This window comes from Pannonibacter sp. I15F10I1 (genome assembly GCF_900185665.1).
GTDB classification, from domain to species: Bacteria; Pseudomonadota; Alphaproteobacteria; order Rhizobiales; family Stappiaceae; genus Pannonibacter; species Pannonibacter indicus.
Window position 1 is genome coordinate 257,024 of sequence record NZ_FYAN01000003.1, and the last position, 16,860, is coordinate 273,883.

At 62.7% G+C, this 16,860-nt stretch carries 13 protein-coding genes; 5 read left to right on the plus strand and 8 right to left on the minus strand.

From position 1 onward, the window contains the following. The first annotated feature begins 95 nt into the window (after positions 1-95). From IF10I1_RS02905 to IF10I1_RS02915, 3 genes are read left to right on the plus strand one after another with little or no spacing between them, the layout of a single operon-like run. Entirely contained in the window at positions 96-710 is a 615-nt protein-coding gene (locus tag IF10I1_RS02905; RefSeq protein WP_186424354.1) for an ImuA family protein, read from the plus strand. Continuing rightward, complete coding sequence (locus IF10I1_RS02910) at positions 649-2,106, plus strand: DNA polymerase Y family protein (RefSeq protein ID WP_244293677.1); 1,458 nt, start codon at positions 649-651, stop codon at positions 2,104-2,106. Before IF10I1_RS02905 ends, IF10I1_RS02910 begins: the two co-directional genes overlap by 62 nt. After that, positions 2,090-5,563 (plus strand): error-prone DNA polymerase, encoded by a 3,474-nt coding sequence (locus IF10I1_RS02915; RefSeq protein WP_186392349.1) that lies wholly within the window; start codon positions 2,090-2,092, stop codon positions 5,561-5,563. The genes IF10I1_RS02910 and IF10I1_RS02915 overlap by 17 nt, the downstream gene beginning before the upstream one ends. A 157-nt stretch (positions 5,564-5,720) precedes the next feature. On the opposite strand, the gene IF10I1_RS02920 is transcribed toward IF10I1_RS02915, so the two are convergent. Further along, positions 5,721-7,550 (minus strand): ABC transporter ATP-binding protein, encoded by a 1,830-nt coding sequence (locus IF10I1_RS02920; RefSeq protein ID WP_122522704.1) that lies wholly within the window; start codon positions 7,548-7,550, stop codon positions 5,721-5,723. 16 nt (positions 7,551-7,566) lie between these two features. Next, the gene (locus IF10I1_RS02925; protein WP_186392348.1) at positions 7,567-8,763 is read right to left on the minus strand and encodes an aminotransferase class V-fold PLP-dependent enzyme; all 1,197 of its coding nucleotides are present in this window, start codon (positions 8,761-8,763) and stop codon (positions 7,567-7,569) included. 127 nt (positions 8,764-8,890) lie between these two features. Here IF10I1_RS02925 and IF10I1_RS02930 point away from each other — a divergent pair, with 127 nt between their 5' ends. After that, positions 8,891-9,694, plus strand: a complete 804-nt coding sequence (locus tag IF10I1_RS02930; RefSeq protein WP_122522700.1) for an IclR family transcriptional regulator — start codon at positions 8,891-8,893, stop codon at positions 9,692-9,694. 6 nt (positions 9,695-9,700) lie between these two features. Here IF10I1_RS02930 and IF10I1_RS02935 read toward each other — a convergent pair whose 3' ends face one another. The 6 genes from IF10I1_RS02935 to IF10I1_RS02960 form a co-directional block, all read right to left on the minus strand. Continuing rightward, positions 9,701-10,198 (minus strand): RidA family protein, encoded by a 498-nt coding sequence (locus tag IF10I1_RS02935; protein ID WP_244284675.1) that lies wholly within the window; start codon positions 10,196-10,198, stop codon positions 9,701-9,703. A 37-nt stretch (positions 10,199-10,235) separates the two neighbouring features. Beyond that, on the minus strand, positions 10,236-11,444 hold the full coding sequence (locus IF10I1_RS02940; RefSeq protein ID WP_058898505.1) for an amidohydrolase/deacetylase family metallohydrolase: 1,209 nt from the start codon (positions 11,442-11,444) through the stop codon (positions 10,236-10,238). A 1-nt stretch (position 11,445) separates the two neighbouring features. Beyond that, positions 11,446-12,318 (minus strand): ABC transporter permease, encoded by an 873-nt coding sequence (locus IF10I1_RS02945; protein ID WP_122522698.1) that lies wholly within the window; start codon positions 12,316-12,318, stop codon positions 11,446-11,448. Further along, positions 12,318-13,259, minus strand: coding sequence for an ABC transporter permease (locus IF10I1_RS02950; protein ID WP_186392347.1), 942 nt, complete (start codon positions 13,257-13,259; stop codon positions 12,318-12,320). Before IF10I1_RS02950 ends, IF10I1_RS02945 begins: the two co-directional genes overlap by 1 nt. 76 nt (positions 13,260-13,335) lie before the next feature. Then, positions 13,336-14,664 (minus strand): GH1 family beta-glucosidase, encoded by a 1,329-nt coding sequence (locus tag IF10I1_RS02955; protein WP_058898502.1) that lies wholly within the window; start codon positions 14,662-14,664, stop codon positions 13,336-13,338. A gap of 101 nt (positions 14,665-14,765) precedes the next feature. Then, positions 14,766-16,289 (minus strand): ABC transporter substrate-binding protein, encoded by a 1,524-nt coding sequence (locus tag IF10I1_RS02960; protein WP_186424356.1) that lies wholly within the window; start codon positions 16,287-16,289, stop codon positions 14,766-14,768. A gap of 294 nt (positions 16,290-16,583) precedes the next feature. Between IF10I1_RS02960 and IF10I1_RS02965 the strand changes: the two genes are divergently transcribed. After that, positions 16,584-16,739 (plus strand): hypothetical protein, encoded by a 156-nt coding sequence (locus tag IF10I1_RS02965; RefSeq protein ID WP_186392345.1) that lies wholly within the window; start codon positions 16,584-16,586, stop codon positions 16,737-16,739. Positions 16,740-16,860: the final 121 nt, after the last annotated feature.

The following is a 16,860-nucleotide window of genomic DNA, read 5'->3' on the forward strand; positions in this document are numbered from 1 at the left end:
CCGGAGACGCCTTGCCAGATTCAACAAGGAGACTCATCACCGCTTTCAGGCTATAGGTGGATTTGTTCACGTTTCACCCCAAATCTGCCAAGTTGATGAGCAACAGTCCGTCAGTCTCCCTTCCCGTTCTGGCTCCGGACCGGGTGCATGAAGCCTCCGGCCCGGCAGCGCTGGCTTTTGCGCTGCTGCAGGCGGCGCAACTGCGGGAAGGCAAGGGAACGGACAAGGCGGTGCTACTGATCGCGCCCACCCATCTGCGCGGCGGACTGCTGCCCTCAGGCGTTGCGCCGCTGATCGACCCGAGCCGCCTCATCACCGTGCTGGCCCCCACGCAGACGGATCAGCTGTGGAGCATGGAGGAGGCGCTGCGCTCTGGCGCGGTGCATGCGGTGATCACCCTGACGGAAAAACCCCTGACCCTGACGCAGGGCCGCCGCCTGCAGCTGGCCGCAGAAAGCGGGCGCACGCTGGGCCTGCTCGTCACCGGACAGGAGGGCGGCAGCAACGCCAGCGAAACCCGCTGGCACTGCGTGCCCCTGTGGGACGAGGCGGACTCGACTCTGCAGGCCTGGTCGCTTATAAGGAACAAAAGAGGAACAAACGGCAATTGGACGGTGCGCCTCAATGACAAGAGCTCAGGCCCGGCGAGTGTTGTGCATCTGGTTTCCCAGACTGGCGAGCGACCGCATCCTGCGGCTGCGGCCTCATGAGGGGCCGTTTGCCATCAGCCTCAACCGCAGCAACAGCGAGCATATTCACTGCCTGAACAGGACGGCCGAAACACGCGGCCTGCGCCGGGGCATGAGCCTTGCCGATGCACGCGCCCTGTGCCCGCAGCTTGTCAGCGAACCGGCAGACCTGCCCGGCGAACGGCAATTTCTGGCCGCCCTTGGCCGCTGGGCCGGGCGCTATGGCCCCATGGTGGGGCGCGATGGCGCCGATGGGCTGGTGGCCGACATCACCGGCGTGCCGCATCTGTTCGGCGGCGAGGAAGGCCTTCTCGCCGATCTCCATGGCCGCTTCAGCCATGCCGGACTGACAGTTGCCGCCGCCATTGCCGGTACGCGCGGGGCAGCCTATGCGCTCTCGCGCCATGGCGGCGGCATCGCTCCTCCAGGTGAGGCCTTGGCCGCCATCGGCGCGCTGCCGCCCTCGGCCCTGCGGATCGACGGGGAGACGGCCAGCGGCCTGCAGCAGATGGGCCTGCGCAGTATCCGTGATCTCACGCAGGTGCCGCGTGCGCCACTGGCGCGCCGCTTCGGCGCCTCGCTGATGCTGCGGCTCGATCAGGCGCTCGGCCTTGCCGGAGAGCCCGTTTCTCCCGATGGCCCGCCGCCGCATTTCGGCGCCCGCATCACCCTGCCGGAGCCGGTAGGCCTTGTCGATGACGTGATGGCCGGCCTCACCCGCCTGCTGGAGCGGCTGTGCGAAAAGCTAACGGCCGTCAATCTCGGCGCCCGGCGGCTGCATGTGGAGCTGCGGCGGGTGGACGGCGATCTGGCGCAGCTGGACGTGGGCCTTGCCCGGCCCATGCGCGACCCCGCCGCCATCGCCCGCCTGTTTGCCCGCTCGATCGAAAAGCTGGATGCCGGTTTCGGCTTTGACCAGCTGCGCATGACCGTCAGCATCGTGGAGGAGATGCAGCCGCAGCAGCTGACGAGTGCCGGTGAGGGCGAAGCGGAGGGCAAGCTCGCCGATCTCATCACCCGCATCGGCAACCGGCTGGGCTTTGATGCCGTGCGCCGCCACCTGCCTGCGGACAGCCACATTCCGGAGCGCAGCTATCTGGCCGCCCCCGCCGCCTTCAGCCGGCCGGAGCCTTTTCCCCAGAGTGGCCCGCGCCGCCCGCTCATCCTGTTTCCACCCGAGCCGCTGACGGCACAAGGGACAAGCCCGCCCGCCCGTTTCTCCTGGCGGCGCATGCGCTTCACCCTTGGCCGCGCCTCGGGGCCGGAGCGCCTGTCGCCGGAATGGTGGCTGGATGATCCCGCCTGGCGCCGGGGCCTGCGCGATTACTGGTTCGTCGAAACCCGCGAGGGCCGCCGCCTCTGGCTGTTCCATACACCGCAGGATCCGGGATGGTACGTCCATGGCGAATTTGCCTGAACCGGCAGCGGGCGGCTATGCCGAGCTTTGCGTCACCAGCAACTTCACCTTCCTGACCGGCGCCTCGCATCCCGAGGAACTGGTGTTGCGGGCGGCGGAACTGGGGCTGCAGGCGATTGCCATCACCGACCGCAACAGCCTTGCAGGCGTGGTGCGGGCCCATGTGGCCCTGCGCGAGCTGCGGCGGCAGCGGGCGGAACAGACAGGCGCGCTGGAGGCAGCCCCCGCTGCCGAACCCGCACCGGAAAAGCCCGGAGAAACACCGCTGCATCCGATGACGGGCCGCCCGCATCCGCCCGTCCGCTCCCACCGGCGCATTGACCCGTCAAGCCGGCAGGATATGGGCCGGCAGAATATGCAGGCGCCGGAATCCGGCGAGCCGCAGAAGCCCGCAGACCCCACCCTGCCGAAGCTGATCACCGGATCACGGCTGGTGCTGCAGGAGTGCCCGGTGGAGTTTGTAGCTCTGCCGGTGAACAAACCCGCCTATGCAAGGCTGTCGCGCCTGCTGACCCTCGGCAAACGCCGTGCCGTCAAGGGCGCCTGCACGCTCTATCCCGCCGACCTGATGGAGTGGGGCCGCGGCCTCATCCTCATCGCCCTGCCGCCAGATCTTCTCACCGCGAAGCCGGAGACGGCGCTGGAGGTGAAGGCCGTGCTGAACCGGCTCGTCCAGCAGTTCCCCGGCCATGTCTACACCGGCGCGGTGCCCGGCTATGACGGGCAGGATCAGGCCCGCTTCGATGCGCTGTACCGCCTGTCGCTGGCAACGGCCGCGCCTCTGGTGGCCGTTGGCGATGTGCTGATGCACCGGGCGGGCCGCCGCGCGCTCGCCGATGTGCTGACCTGCCTGCGCGAGGGCTGCACTATCGCCACCCTCGGCCGCCGCGCCCTGCCCAATGGGGAGCGGCGGCTGAAGGACGGGGCCGGCATGGCCCGTCTTTTCACCCGTTATCCGGCAGCGCTCCGCCGCACGCTGGAGATTGCCGCCCGCTGCGCCTTTTCGCTGGATGATCTCAGCTATCAGTACCCGGAGGAAGTGAGCGGCGGTGAGGATGCGCAAGGCCGGCTGGAGCGGCTGGTGCGGGCCGGTCTCGAAAGCCGCGAGCGTTTTCCCGATGGCGCGGATGCTGACACGCTTTCCAAGGTGGAAAGGGAGCTGGTGCTCATCCGCCTCAAGGCCTATGCGCCCTATTTCCTCACCGTGCATGACATCGTGCAATTTGCCCGCAACCGGAACATCCTGTGCCAGGGGCGCGGGTCGGCGGCCAATTCCATCGTCTGCTACGCGCTTGGCATCACCGAGGTGAAGCCCGGCACCACCCTGATGGTGTTCGAGCGCTTCATCTCCGCCGAGCGCGGCGAGCCGCCGGATATCGATGTCGATTTCGAGCATGAGCGCCGCGAGGAGGTGATCCAGCACATCTACGAGCGCTATGGCCGCCACCGCACCGGGCTGACCGCCACTGTCATCCATTTCCGCTCCCGCGCCGCCATCCGCGAGGTGGGCAAGGTCATGGGCCTCTCGCAGGATGTGCTCGCCGCCATTGCCGGGCAAAGCTGGGGCTGGTCCAATGGCCCGCCGGATCCGGCGCGGCTGCGCGAAATCGGGCTGGACCCGTCGGAGCGGCGCCTTGCCATGACGCTGGAACTGATTGCGGAAATCATCGGCTTTCCCCGCCATCTGTCGCAGCATGTGGGCGGCTTCGTCATCACCCGTGACCGGCTGGACGAGCTGTGCCCCATCGAGAATGCCGCAATGGAGGGGCGCACCGTCATCGAGTGGGACAAGGACGACATCGACGCCCTCGGCATCCTCAAGGTGGATGTGCTCGCTCTCGGCATGCTCACCTGCCTGCGCAAGGGCTTTGATCTTCTGGTCCAGCACGAGCGGCAGGCGCTGACGCTGGCCAGCGTGCCGGAGGAGGATGCGGCCGTCTATGACATGCTGTGCCGTGCCGATGCCATCGGCGTCTTCCAGGTGGAAAGCCGGGCGCAGATGAATTTCCTGCCGCGCATGCGCCCGCGGGACTTCTACGATCTGGTGATCGAGGTCGCCATCGTCCGCCCTGGCCCCATTCAGGGCGGCATGGTGCATCCTTATATCAACCGGCGTCGGGGCAAGGAGAAGGTGGATTATCCTTCTGACGCGCTCAAGGGTGTGCTGGGCAAGACGCTGGGCGTGCCGCTGTTCCAGGAACAGGCGCTGCAGATTGCCGTGGTGGCGGCGGGCTTCACGCCCGGCGAGGCCGACCGGCTGCGCCGCAGCCTTGCCACCTTCAAGCGCATGGGCACGATCCACACGTTCCGGGGCAAGTTCATCTCCGGCATGCTGGGCAATGGCTACAGCCCGGAGTTCGCCGAGCGCTGCTTCAGCCAGATCGAGGGTTTCGGCGAATATGGTTTTCCCGAAAGCCACGCGGCGAGCTTTGCCCGGCTGGTCTATATCTCCGCCTGGATGAAGTGCCACCACCCGGCCATTTTCGCCTGCGCCCTGCTCAATGCCCAGCCCATGGGCTTTTATGCTCCGGCACAGATCGTGCGCGATGCGCGCGAGCATGGAGTGGAGGTTCGGCCCGTCTCGGTCAACCACTCCGCATGGGACAACACGCTGGAGCGGCGCAGCGACGGCGCACTGGCCCTGCGCCTCGGTTTCCGCCAGATCAAGGGCCTGCGCGAGGCGGATTGCCAGGTTATCGCCGCCAGCCGGGGCAACGGTTATCCGGATGTGGAAACCATCTGGCAGCGCACGCGCCTCAAAGGCGATGTGCTGCAGCGGCTGGCGGAAGGCGACGCGCTGACCTGCCTTGGCCTCACCCGCCGGACCGCCCTGTGGCAGGTCAAGGCGCTGGGTCAGGCCCGCACCTTGCCGCTGTTCTCCGGCATGGACGGGGAAGCGATTGCCGAGCCTGAAGTGGCCCTGCCCTCCATGTCGCTGGGCGAGGAAGTGGTGGAGGATTACGTCGCCCTGCGCCTGTCCTTGCGTGCCCACCCGATGGAACTGCTGCGCCCCGCGCTGCCGGGCCTCACGGCCCATGACCAGCTGACCCGGCCGGACCTACGGCAGGTGAGTGTGGCCGGTCTCGTCATCACCCGCCAGCGCCCCGGCACCGCCTCGGGCGTCATCTTCCTGACGCTGGAGGATGAAACCGGCGTCAGCAATGTGGTGGTCTGGCCCAAGGTTTATGAAGCCTTCCGCCGCGCCGTCATCGGCGGGCGGCTTTTGCGCGTGACGGGGCGTTTGCAGCGCGAAGGGCAGGTGGTGCATCTCATCGCCGGACAGATCGAGGACCTGTCCCACATCCTGCCCGGCCTCGGCCAGTTTGGCGGAGAGATAGATGCCACGGGCAGAACGCCTGCCGCGCCCGGCGGCGCTGATCTGAGGGGCGGAAAACCCGGCGCCCGCCATCCGCGTGAACAGGCCAAGCTTCTATTCCGGAGCCGCGATTTTCATTGACTGGCTGACCGGGCAATGAATGACAAACATCGCCCCGAGCGGGAAATTGCAGCCGGATAGCCGCCAGCCTTCTGCACCAGGCTTGCCGTCCCACCGGTATCAGGTTCGCACGAGCCTGACCAATGCTCGACGAGAAAGGCGCATCGAGAAGCTGCCGTTACCCCGCGAAGTCCTTCAAGATGTAATGACCGGCAGCAACCTCACTATAGAGTGCTTCGGGTCTTGAATAGCCGATCTCCCGGATCGGGCTTCTCAACTCTTCCGCCTCGATATTGCGGCGCCGTCCAAGCCTGTCCGGATCGGGAACCGGTACAGCCTCCATCAGCTTTCGCGTATACGGATGCTGCGGACTGGAGAATATGGAAGCGCGCGGACCAATTTCGACAATCTGCCCAAGGTACATAACAGCTACCCGATGGCTAACGCGCTCGACGACCGCCATGTCGTGGGAGATGAACAGGAAGGCGATACCCATGCTCTCCTGAAGGTCGAGCATGAGATTTATGACCTGCGCCTTGATGGATACATCAAGCGCAGAGACGCTTTCGTCGGCGATAATGATCTTCGGTTCGAGGGCGAGCGCACGTGCAATACAGATGCGCTGGCGCTGGCCACCGGAGAACTCATGCGGGTAGCGCCGGGCCATGTCCGGCGAGAGCCCGACCTTTTCCAGCATCGCTGCCGTCATCTCGCGTGCCTCTGCCTTCGTTCCGAGCTTGTGTTCAAGATAAGGTTCAGCCACCGCCTCGCCGACCGTCATGCGCGGATTGAGGCTGGCGAAAGGATCCTGGAAAATCATCTGCACGGAGCGTCTGAGACTGCGCATTTCCTTGCGGTCGAAAGCCAGAACATTTTCCCCGTTGATCAGGACAGAACCGCTCGTCGGCTCGATCAGCCGCATGATGGCGCGGCCGGTCGTCGACTTGCCGCAGCCGGACTCGCCAACAAGGGATAGTGTTTCGCCGGAATGGAGCTTGAACGAAACATCTCCAACAGCGTGCACACGGCCGGCAGGACGCGCGAAAAAGCCTGAATAGATGTCGAACTGCTTGGTGAGATTCCTGACCTCCAGCACTGGCGCCGCATCACGCGCAACCGTGTCAGGCAGATCTTTCGGTGGTTCCACGGCTCCCGTCACCGTATCGGTGATGGCAAAACGGGCGGGCAGTGTCGAGCCGGCCATCGAGCCCAAGACGGGAACAGCCGACAGAAGCGCCCGGGTATAGGGCTCCGTGCTGTCACGGAAGATGTCCGCCGTCCTGCCGGTTTCGATCTGCTCGCCGCGAAACATCACGACGGTCCGGTCAGCTATTTCGGCCACGACGCCCATGTCGTGAGTAATGAAGAGGACTGAGGTCCCTTCCTCTTCCTGCAGGGTCTTGATGAGATCGAGGATCTGGCCCTGGATCGTCACGTCCAGCGCAGTCGTAGGCTCGTCGGCGATCAGAAGCTTAGGCTTTGCGGCGAGGGCCATGGCGATCATGGCCCGCTGGCGCATACCACCGGAGAAACGGTGCGGATATTCATCGAAGCGTGAAGCCGCCGAAGGTATGCGTACCTTTTCCAGAAGCCGAATGGCTTCCAATCGCGCGCTGGCCTTGGACACATCGCTATGGCAGCGGATCGCTTCCGAGATCTGGTCGCCGATGGTGAAGAGCGGATTGAGGCTCGTCATCGGCTCCTGGAAGATCATCGCCACCCCGGCACCACGAACCTTGCGCATCTCGCGCTCGGGCAGGCCGAGCAATTCGCGCCCTCCGAGGAAAACCTTGCCCTCGATGCGGCTGGTCTCCCGCTGCAGAAGCCGCATGATCGACAGCGACGTCACGCTCTTGCCCGAGCCGCTTTCGCCGACGATGGCGAGCGTCTCTCCCGGCGCGACGTCAAATGAGACGTCGCGTATGACGCTTTTCCACTCGCCCTCGCTGAAGAAGGAGGTAGTCAGGTTCTGGACGGAGAGAACGGGTTGTGTCGTCATCGCCGGCATTCCTTTCGTGCTTGCCTCAGTCGGGCCAACGCATGAGCCCATCGAAACGATGGCGGCTCAGATCTTCGATCGGTGTCGCAATCACCTCGTTGGAACTGCGGGCCTTGTCGAGTTCCTCCCTCAGGCGGCGTGCCACGATTTCTTCCTGACCGGGGTGCAGGTTGCAGGGATCGAGATAAAAGTAATGATGCTCGGCCTCATGATCGCGGACGATGACGGGCGTGTCACCGGACGCCAAGGCCCGGGACAGATCCCAAGCCGTAATATGCGCCTCATCCGGCCTGATGAGGACCTTCAGCCGGTCGAGCGGATTGCGGGTCGGATCGGGATCGATCACCGCCGTCACGCCCGGATAGGGCTCGAGCGTCTCCTTCCAGAGTTTGAGATAACCACTTTCGCGGGCGCGAATGCCCTCATGGTCACGGGTTTCCCAGGCCTCCAATGCCGCCATCACGCCGTAGATGCTCTCCTTGCCGGCCTTCATGCCGCGCCCGATGCCAAGATTCTGCAGCATGGCATAGCGCACCAGTTCCTTTCTGCCGGCGACGATGCCCGAGGTTGGACCACCCAGAAACTTGTGCCCGCTATAGAGCGCGATATCGGCGCCGGTGGCGAGAAAGCCTTTCAGATCATATTCGGATGCAGCATCGACGATCACCGGCACGCCTCTGGCGTGGGCGATCTCGACAAACTCCGAAAGATGCAGCAGCCCGTAATTGACCACGTGGTGGGACACGACATAGACCGCCGCCGCCGTCTTGTCGGTGATCGCCTGCTCCATGTGATACCGATGGGTGGAGGTTGCCTGGCCGATCATCACCACCTTGCCGCCGGCAAGACGGATCGACTGGTCGACCGGCGCACCATAACTTACGACATGGCCCATCTGCACGATCACCTGATTGCGGTCGGTAAGCGTATCGGGGAGCTTCTCGATGGCGAGCAGGTTCGGCCCCGTGATCGCACCGGCAACGGCAAGACTGATGCCCGCGGAGCAGGAGGCAGTCACGAAGCCCGCCTCAGCGCCAGTCAATCTCGCGATGACGGCGCTCGCCTTGCGCTGCAGGTCATTGATTTCAACGAACTGGGGCATGATGGCCTGTACTGCACGGACTGCCTCCGGCACCACGATCGACGCACCGAGGCTCGTCATCGTGCCGGATACATTGATGACGGGGCGCAGACCGAGGCGTGCCCGGATATCCTCACTCATTGATTTCTCCTATTGCGATCACGCTGCACCGCCGGTAGAAGCGGACGCTATAACGTAATAATGTAATAACGCATTGAGTGCCTGCGGTTGTCCCTTGACCACCCGAGGCGAAGAAGGAAGGCATGCTATGGCCGAGACTGCCGAAACTACGGCTGACACCACGAAAAAAAGCCGCGGCTCCCGGGTGAGTGCGATCGACCGCACACTGCAGATCATCGACCATCTCTACGAAACTGGCGTTCCGGAAGGGGCATACGGGATCGCAAAAGCGGTGGGTGCGCCGTTGTCGACTGTCTACACGATCATCGACGACCTCGTTGAGAAGAACATGTTGACGCGTACCGCCAACGGAGCAATCTGGCTTGGTCCGCGGCTTTACCACTATGGCCTCGCCTATGCCCGCTCGATCGATTTCATGAGCGTTGCCACCCAGGAGATGCACGATCTTTGCCGGCTGGCCGGGGAAACGGTTCAGCTTTGCGGCCGCGACGGACACCATATGCTGGTGCTCGCCATGGCCGACGGGCCCAGCCATTTTCAGGTGAGTTCGCGTGTCGGCACCCGGGTGCCACTCAACTGGACCGCGTCCGGCCGCCTGCTTGTTGGCCATCTTCCGGAAGATGAGCGCATCGAGCTTTTCAGGCGCGGTGCGCGCTCCTCGCCGACGGGCCGTGCAGATATCGACGCCGCCTCCCTGTCGACTGCGGCGGCGAAGGCCTTCGAGAACCGGCTTTCGATCCAGGCGGGTGAGTCCGACTACGCTGTGGCCTGCATCGCCTCTCCCATCTGCAACGGTCAGGGCGAGTGCGTGGCCACCATCTCCATCGTGCTTCCCGAACAGAAGGTCAGCCAGCAAGATGCTCATTACGGCAACCTGGTGCGGGATTCGGCCGCCAATATCGAAAGGCTGATGGGTTGGCGCAGCCATTGATGCCCCCTACTCCTTGAGCGCCACGATCGCTTCGATCTCGACCGTGATGTTGTTGGGAAGAGAGCCGAAGCCGACGGCTGAGCGCGCGTGACGGCCATTTTCGCCGAAGATCTCGATCAATAAATCGGAGCAACCGTTGATAACGTTCGGGTGATCGGCAAAATCCGGCACGGCATTGACCATGCCAAGAAGCTTTACCACCTGCTTGACCCGGCCAAGATCACCCAGCGCATCCTGCATGACAGCAAGAAGATTGAGCCCCGTCAGCCGCGCGTGCTGATAGGCCTCCTCCGTCGTGACGCCGCCACCAACCTTGCCGGTATGGAGCGTGCCGTCAGCCTCCCGGGGGCCCTGACCCGACAGATAGAGCATGTTGCCCTCAATCTTGTGGGAAACGAAATTAGCGATCGGCGGCGCCGGTGGCGGGATCTCGATGTTCAGTTCGGCAAGCCGCGCATAGACGGCCCCGGAGAGATCATTTTCGAGGGCGGAGGAATAGGACACTAAAGCACCTGTCATCTGATGAAATTGCAGACCCGGCTCAACGCCAGGAATAACCATGGCTGTGGCGAACGAGTTTCGGCGGGCGCGGCTGGTAGCGGCTGGCCTTGATGACCTCACTGCCGATCACGGCGTAGACCGGATCGAAGAGCTTGCTCATCCGGGCGACATCCCCATTGGAATCAGTCGCTTCCAGATCCGAATCGATCAGATTAAAGATCGTGAACTCCGCCCGGTTACCGGCCGAAAGCAGGTTTTCGCCCGGCAGGCCGATGACCGAGGCCGGGGCCGCCGTGACCGCGCGGATGACCTCCGTAAAGGGCATGCCAACCGACAGAAGCTTCGACATCGTCGTCGCCATGTCCCAGACTGGGTGGTTCATCGAATGGCCGTGCAGGTCGGTCGAGATCGAGAACGGCATCAGGCCGCGCTGGATCGCAGCTTCCGCCACCTTGAAGGAGAACGAAGCGCCGCCATGGCCGATATCCAGGCGCACGCCCTCCGACGCGCAGCGTTCGGCGAGCTGGAACAGATCCTCATCCTCCAGAATGGAGGAGCCTGCTTTGCCGTTGAAGCAGTGGGTGACGATATCGCCAGGATCAAGGATTTCCAGGACCTCGTCGTATAGCGCTGGTGGTTCGCCGACATGAACCATCATCGGCACTTTGAGGATCTTGGCGATCTTCTTGCCGAGCTTGACCGGGGTCACACCCCAGGAGCCGGTGATGACATGGCTCGCCCGCACCTTGATGCCAACGATATGCTCCTTATTGGCTTCATAGCAGTCGAGGATGCGATCAAGGTCGATATCCTTGATGTCGCGCAGTTCCGGCACGCGGTTGCAGGCCACCAGGCCAATCGAGCCAAGATTCAGGAACGCCTTGATGCGCTCTCGCGACGGCTCGATGATATATTCCCGGAAACCGTGGAAGTTGGCCTCACCCGCAGAGCCCGCGTCGACGAGCGTGGTGACGCCGCGTTCCGCGCCGCATTCGGACGGCCGGATCGAGATATCCGTGCCTCCATGCCAGATGTGAACATGAAGATCGATCCATCCCGGCGAGATCCAGGCACCCTGCCCGTCGACAACCGTCCGGCCGCCAGCCTGCGGCAGGCCCGGCGCGGCCGCCTCGATATTGCCATCAGCGCCGATGGCAACATCGATCGGGGTTCCGGTCTGCACCGTATCGAAGCCCACGGGCTTTACGTTGCGTATCAACAGAGGTTCGGCGGTTCTTGCCTGCACCATCTTACAAGTCCTTCTGCAAACGGGGATCCAGCATGTCGCGCATTCCATCGCCGACGATCTGGAGTGAGAGAACGGCCAGGATGATCGCCAGGCCCGGATAAAGCGTCATCCAGCTGGCCTGATCGAGATATTGCCGGCCGGAGGAAATCATGGTTCCCCAAGTCGGAACTTCGGGGCTGACGCCGACGCCGAGAAAGGAAAGCCCGGCCTCGGCGAGGATCGCATTGGCGAAGAGGAAGGTGGTCTGCACCAGAATGGGGGAGATGAGGTTCCGCAGCACATGCCGCGTCATGATGTGGTAGGTCGAGATGCCCATGGACTGGGCAGCCTCGACAAAAGGAAGTTCACGGATGACGAGTGTCGAGGCGCGCACAATGCGTGCGAGCCGTGGCGCGTAGACGATCGACAGAGCCACGATGACCGTCGACATCGATGGGCCGAGGGCCGCGACCAGCGCAATCGCCAGCAGGATGTCCGGGAACGCCATCATGGCGTCGATCAGACGGGCAATCGGCGTGTCGAGCCGCGAGAAGAAACCCGCCAGCAAGCCGAGCGTCACTCCGATCAGCGCCGACAGCACCACCACCGCAAACCCGATGAAGAGTGAAACCTGGCCAGCAAAAATCGTGCGTGTGAAAACATCCCGGCCAAACTCGTCGGTCCCGAACCAATGTTCGAGACTTGGCTCCTTCAGCCGGCTCGCGATCGACAGCTTGGTCGGGGAATAAGGCGCAATCACCGGCGCGAGCACGGCGAGCAGGACGAAGATGACAAGGACGGCAAGCGCGATCAGCACCGGTTTGCGCCTGGTCAGCCGGCGCAGGAAAACCCACAAAGCGGCCCCCGCGGGGGAGGAAATCTGGACCTCGGCCATCAGTAGCGCACCCTTGGATCGACCAGCAGATAGAGCATGTCGATGACAAAATTGATGAGAACGTAAAGGCCGGCAATCACGAGCAGTGCTCCCTGGATGACCGGATAGTCACGGCGCAGCACGGCTGAAACGACGAGACTGCCGACGCCGGGAAGCGCGAATACGGTTTCAGTGACCACGGCACCGGCCACGAGCACGGCACCGGTGAGGCCGATGACCGTCAGGATCGGGATCAGCGCGTTCTTCAGAGCGTGTTTCAATATCACCCGCCGTTCGACCAGGCCCTTTGAGCGGGCGGTGCGGATGTAATCCTCGTTCAGGACATCGAGCATGGCCGCACGCGTGAAACGCAGGATGAGCGCGGACGAAACAAGGCCAAGCGAAACCGCTGGCAGAACCAGATGATGCAGCCGCTCAAAAAAGCTCGCGCCCGGCCCGCCATAACCAGAGACCGGGAAGACACCGAACTTCACGGCGAAATACTGGATCAGGATCAGCCCAAGCCAGAAGCTCGGCACACTGGCCGCCGTCATGGCGATCACCGTTGCCGCCTGGTCGATGATTGAACCGCGGCGGTAGGCGGCATAGATGCCGACGGGAAGAGCGACGGCGCTCGCAAGTATCAGTGCAAAGACCGTGAGGAAGAAGGTAGGCTCCGCGCGCTGCGCCAGCGCCGCCGTTACCGGAATGTTGAGGAAGATCGAGCGGCCGAGATCGCCCTGCAGCAGCGAAAGCACATAGCTTGCGTATTGCACGAGGATAGGCTGATCGAGACCGAGGCGGATCCGGAGATCGGCGATGTCCTGAGCGGTCGCATCGGGTCCCAGCATTACGGCCGCCGGATCGCCCGGCGTGACGCGCACGATGACGAAGACGATCGTCACCACGAGTATCATGACCACGATCATGCCGAGCAGGCGTTTGAATACATAACGTATCATGCAGCTTCACCGTGTCTGACGCATCGCCCGGCCGAGCGCGGGTCATGCGAAGTGCCGGCAGGAAAAGAGACCGCCCTCACAGAGCATTCTCGCGAATAATGCCGCCGAGGCGGTAATAGGACTGTTTGGGAATGCGCTGCAGCGTCGGGTAGTCGACATAGACCAGGCCGAAACGCTTGCTGAAACCGCGGCCCCATTCGAAATTATCCATCAGCGACCAGGCAAAATAACCCCGGATGTCGTGGCCTTCCTCGATCGCATCCAGAACAGTGTTCAGATAACCCTCGAAATAGGCGATCCGCTCCTTGTCGATGACCGTCCGGTCGGGCCTCAGCGCATCGTGGAAGGAGGCGCCGTTTTCCGTGATGTATATCGGCGGATTGCCGTAGCGGGCACTGGTATCCCGGATCTGCTCGAGGAAGGCACCCGGATCGACCACCCAGTTGACGTCCGTGAGCGGGCCGGCACCGGTCGGCGGCATGGTTTCGGCCACGCCCCAGGTGGCACCGGGATGCGGCGCGACATAGACGGGGTTGTAGTGATTGAGGCCGAAGAAATCGAGCTTCTGGCTGATTTCCTCCATGTCGCCGGGCTTCACCAGTCCATCGAGCTGGTCCCTCAGCGGTTCGGGATAGGTGCCGAGCCATAACGGGTCGACTGTGACGCGGCGCCAGAGCGCATCGCCGAGAACACATGCCTCACGATGAGCCTCGTCGTCGTAATGCGGACGAACCGGCCCGAGCGAAACGATATTGCCGGCCTCCGCCGCGGGGGCTTCCGCGCGCACTGCCGTCACCGTCTTGCCGTGGGCAAGATTGAGATTGTGGATCGAGGCGAGGCAGCTCGCATAATCCTGCTTGCCCGGAGCGTGGCGGCCGAGATTGTAGGCAACCCATGGAATGACATTGGGTTCGTTAACCGGCACGAAGCGTTGGACCCGATCGGAGAAGTGGCGGATCACCTCGGCCGCGTAGTCGCCAAACCAGCTTGCGGTATCGCGATTCCGCCAGCCGCCTTTCTCTTCGATCGCCACCGGCATGTCCCAGTGGTGAAGGCAGATCCAGGGCTCGATCCCTTCATGCAAAAGCAGATCGATGACCCGGTCGTAGAAATTGAGCCCACGCTGATTCACCTGTCCCTTGCCTTCGGGAAAGATCCGCGGCCATGCGGTCGACAAGCGATAGGCCCCGACACCGAGATCGCGCATCAGGCCGATGTCTTCCGGATAGCGGTGATAGTGATCGCAGGCAATATCGGCGGTGTCGCCATTCGTGGTCCGGCCGGGCGTGTGGGCATAGACGTCCCAGACACTCGGTCCCCGGCCGTCCGTCCTGGTTGCCCCTTCAATCTGAAAGGCCGAGGTGGCGGTGCCCCAGAGAAAACCGCTCGGAAAGGCTCTTGTCATGGGAGTACCTGCTCAAGTCGCGGAATGAACAAGATAAAAAGGATCCCGGCCGGTGAGGTGGGTGAGCACCGGCCGGGACAAGGTCCTGGGAGGAACCAGGATTACTTGCCGTTTTCGGTGCTGACGTTCCAGAAATACGGCCAAGGCGATGGCTTGAAGCCTTCCAGCGTCTTCGCTTCCGCAGTCAAGGCATTGAAGTCGCCGACCTTGAAGACAGGAGCTTCCTCGTAAAATGCCTTCTGCACTTCAGCGAAAAGCGCCTTGCGCTTCTGCGGATCGGCTTCCGCGAGGAAGGGATCGGTAACGGCATGCTTTTCGGCCGAGTTCCACCAGCCTGGAAAATCATCGGACATCCAGCCGTTGAGGGCAGGTTCTGCCGGGAACGGCCCATGGGTGATGAAGATGTCCCAGAGCGCTGGATCGGCACGGCGCTGCGTCAGCGTCGCCCAATCATAAATCCCGAGGTCGACCGTAAAACCCGCCATCTTCAGATACTCGGCCGCGACCTGTGCCATCTTGTAATGGAACTCGTATTGCCGGCTCGTCAGGATGCGCAGCGGCTTGCCGTCATAACCGGCTTCCTTCAGCATTTCTCCTGCCTTCACGGGATCGCCGCTGCCGTAGCGCTGGATGCCTTCATCGGTGTGCCAGATATAGCCTTGCGGATAGAGTGAGCCACTGACCCTGGAGAACTTCTCATTGCCAAAGGCCGCGAGCAGCATGTCTTCGGGGTTCAGCGCCGTCTGGATGACGTGGCGGACCGCCTTGCTCGTCATCATTCCCTGCTTGGTGTTCATGACGAAAACCGGCGCGCCGAAGGGCTCCAGCACGACTGGCAGCGCCTTGTCGGCACTCTCCAGACGCCCATAGCTCTCCGCCGGCAGTGAATCGGCAAAGTCGAACTGGCCGGACAGGATGCCTTCCAGGCGGGTATTGGCATCCGCCACAGGCACGAAGCGGATCTCGTCCAGTATGGTTTCGCGCTTGCCACCGAAGCCATTCGCGGATTCGGTACGGGCTGCGTAATCATCGAAGCGCACGAGTTGGATGTACTGGTCCGGTTTGTGCTCCTTCAACATGTATGGACCGGTACCGGTGAAGGTCACGAGCGGTTCAACCAGATTCTCCTTCGGCATGATCACGGCTGCGGAGTTGTTGAAGGCCAGAAGCGACAGAAGCGGCGCATAGGGCTTGCTGAGTGTAATGCGGATCGCATTGTCACCCGTCATCTCAACCTTTTCGACATACGGAGCAGCCTGCTTGCCGCGTGAGGCGATCGACATCCAGCGCTCGATGCAGGCGAGCACATCGCCGGCATCCATGGTGCTTCCATCGTGGAACCGCACGTCCTTTCGCAAGGTGATGTCGTAAACCCTGCCTTCTTCGGAAATCTCCGGCATGGCGTCGGCGAGAAGCGGCACCACGTTCCACTCGCCGTCATAGGTGAAGAGCGTTTCGAAGATATGCTGAGTGGTCATGCCGACGACGTCGGCGGTCGACACCATCGGATCCAGCGTCGGCGGTTCACCGATCGTCGCGACATCGATCTTTCCCGCAGCCAACGTCAGTCCTGGATAGAGCGGCAGCGTCATGATTGCTGCTGCCAGCAACGCGTTTTTCAACATCCTCGTCCCCTCTGCTTCATAATTATATAATAGAAGCCATTACTATGATAGTTAAGCCGCGTTTGCAGATGGGTGTCAAGTGCCGCTTGAATTATCCGCCTCATACGAGCCCGAGCAGCGCCTGAGCAATCTCAAGGCGTGATGCGTCAGCATTGGAAGACTTGGTATCGGTTTGAAAAGGCACGCGGCGCACGCGTCGAGGCTGGCGATCGGCTGAAGACCGGCATTATGCGATTGCAGACTGCCCCGCATCAGGTTTGCCGGGGTTCACATTCATGAGTGGGATGGAGCATCATGAGCAAGACGATGCACCCGCTCCCCAAGAGGTCCGCGAGCGCGGTAGAGCTGCCAGCCGGCGATGAAGGCCTGCGTTCGAAGGGATTACGACTGGCCCTGGGCAGCGAGGCCCGGCATCCGTCGCGTTGTCAGGCGCTGTTGTCGATCGCATGAGGGCTGACCTGGCTCCGGCGGTGCGCGCCTTTTACTTGCGGAACGTGGCTTTCGACGGTTTTGCCTGTTTGCTTTGTACTTGTTTTGTTCTTTGTTGATTATATAGGTGTTTTTGAATGGT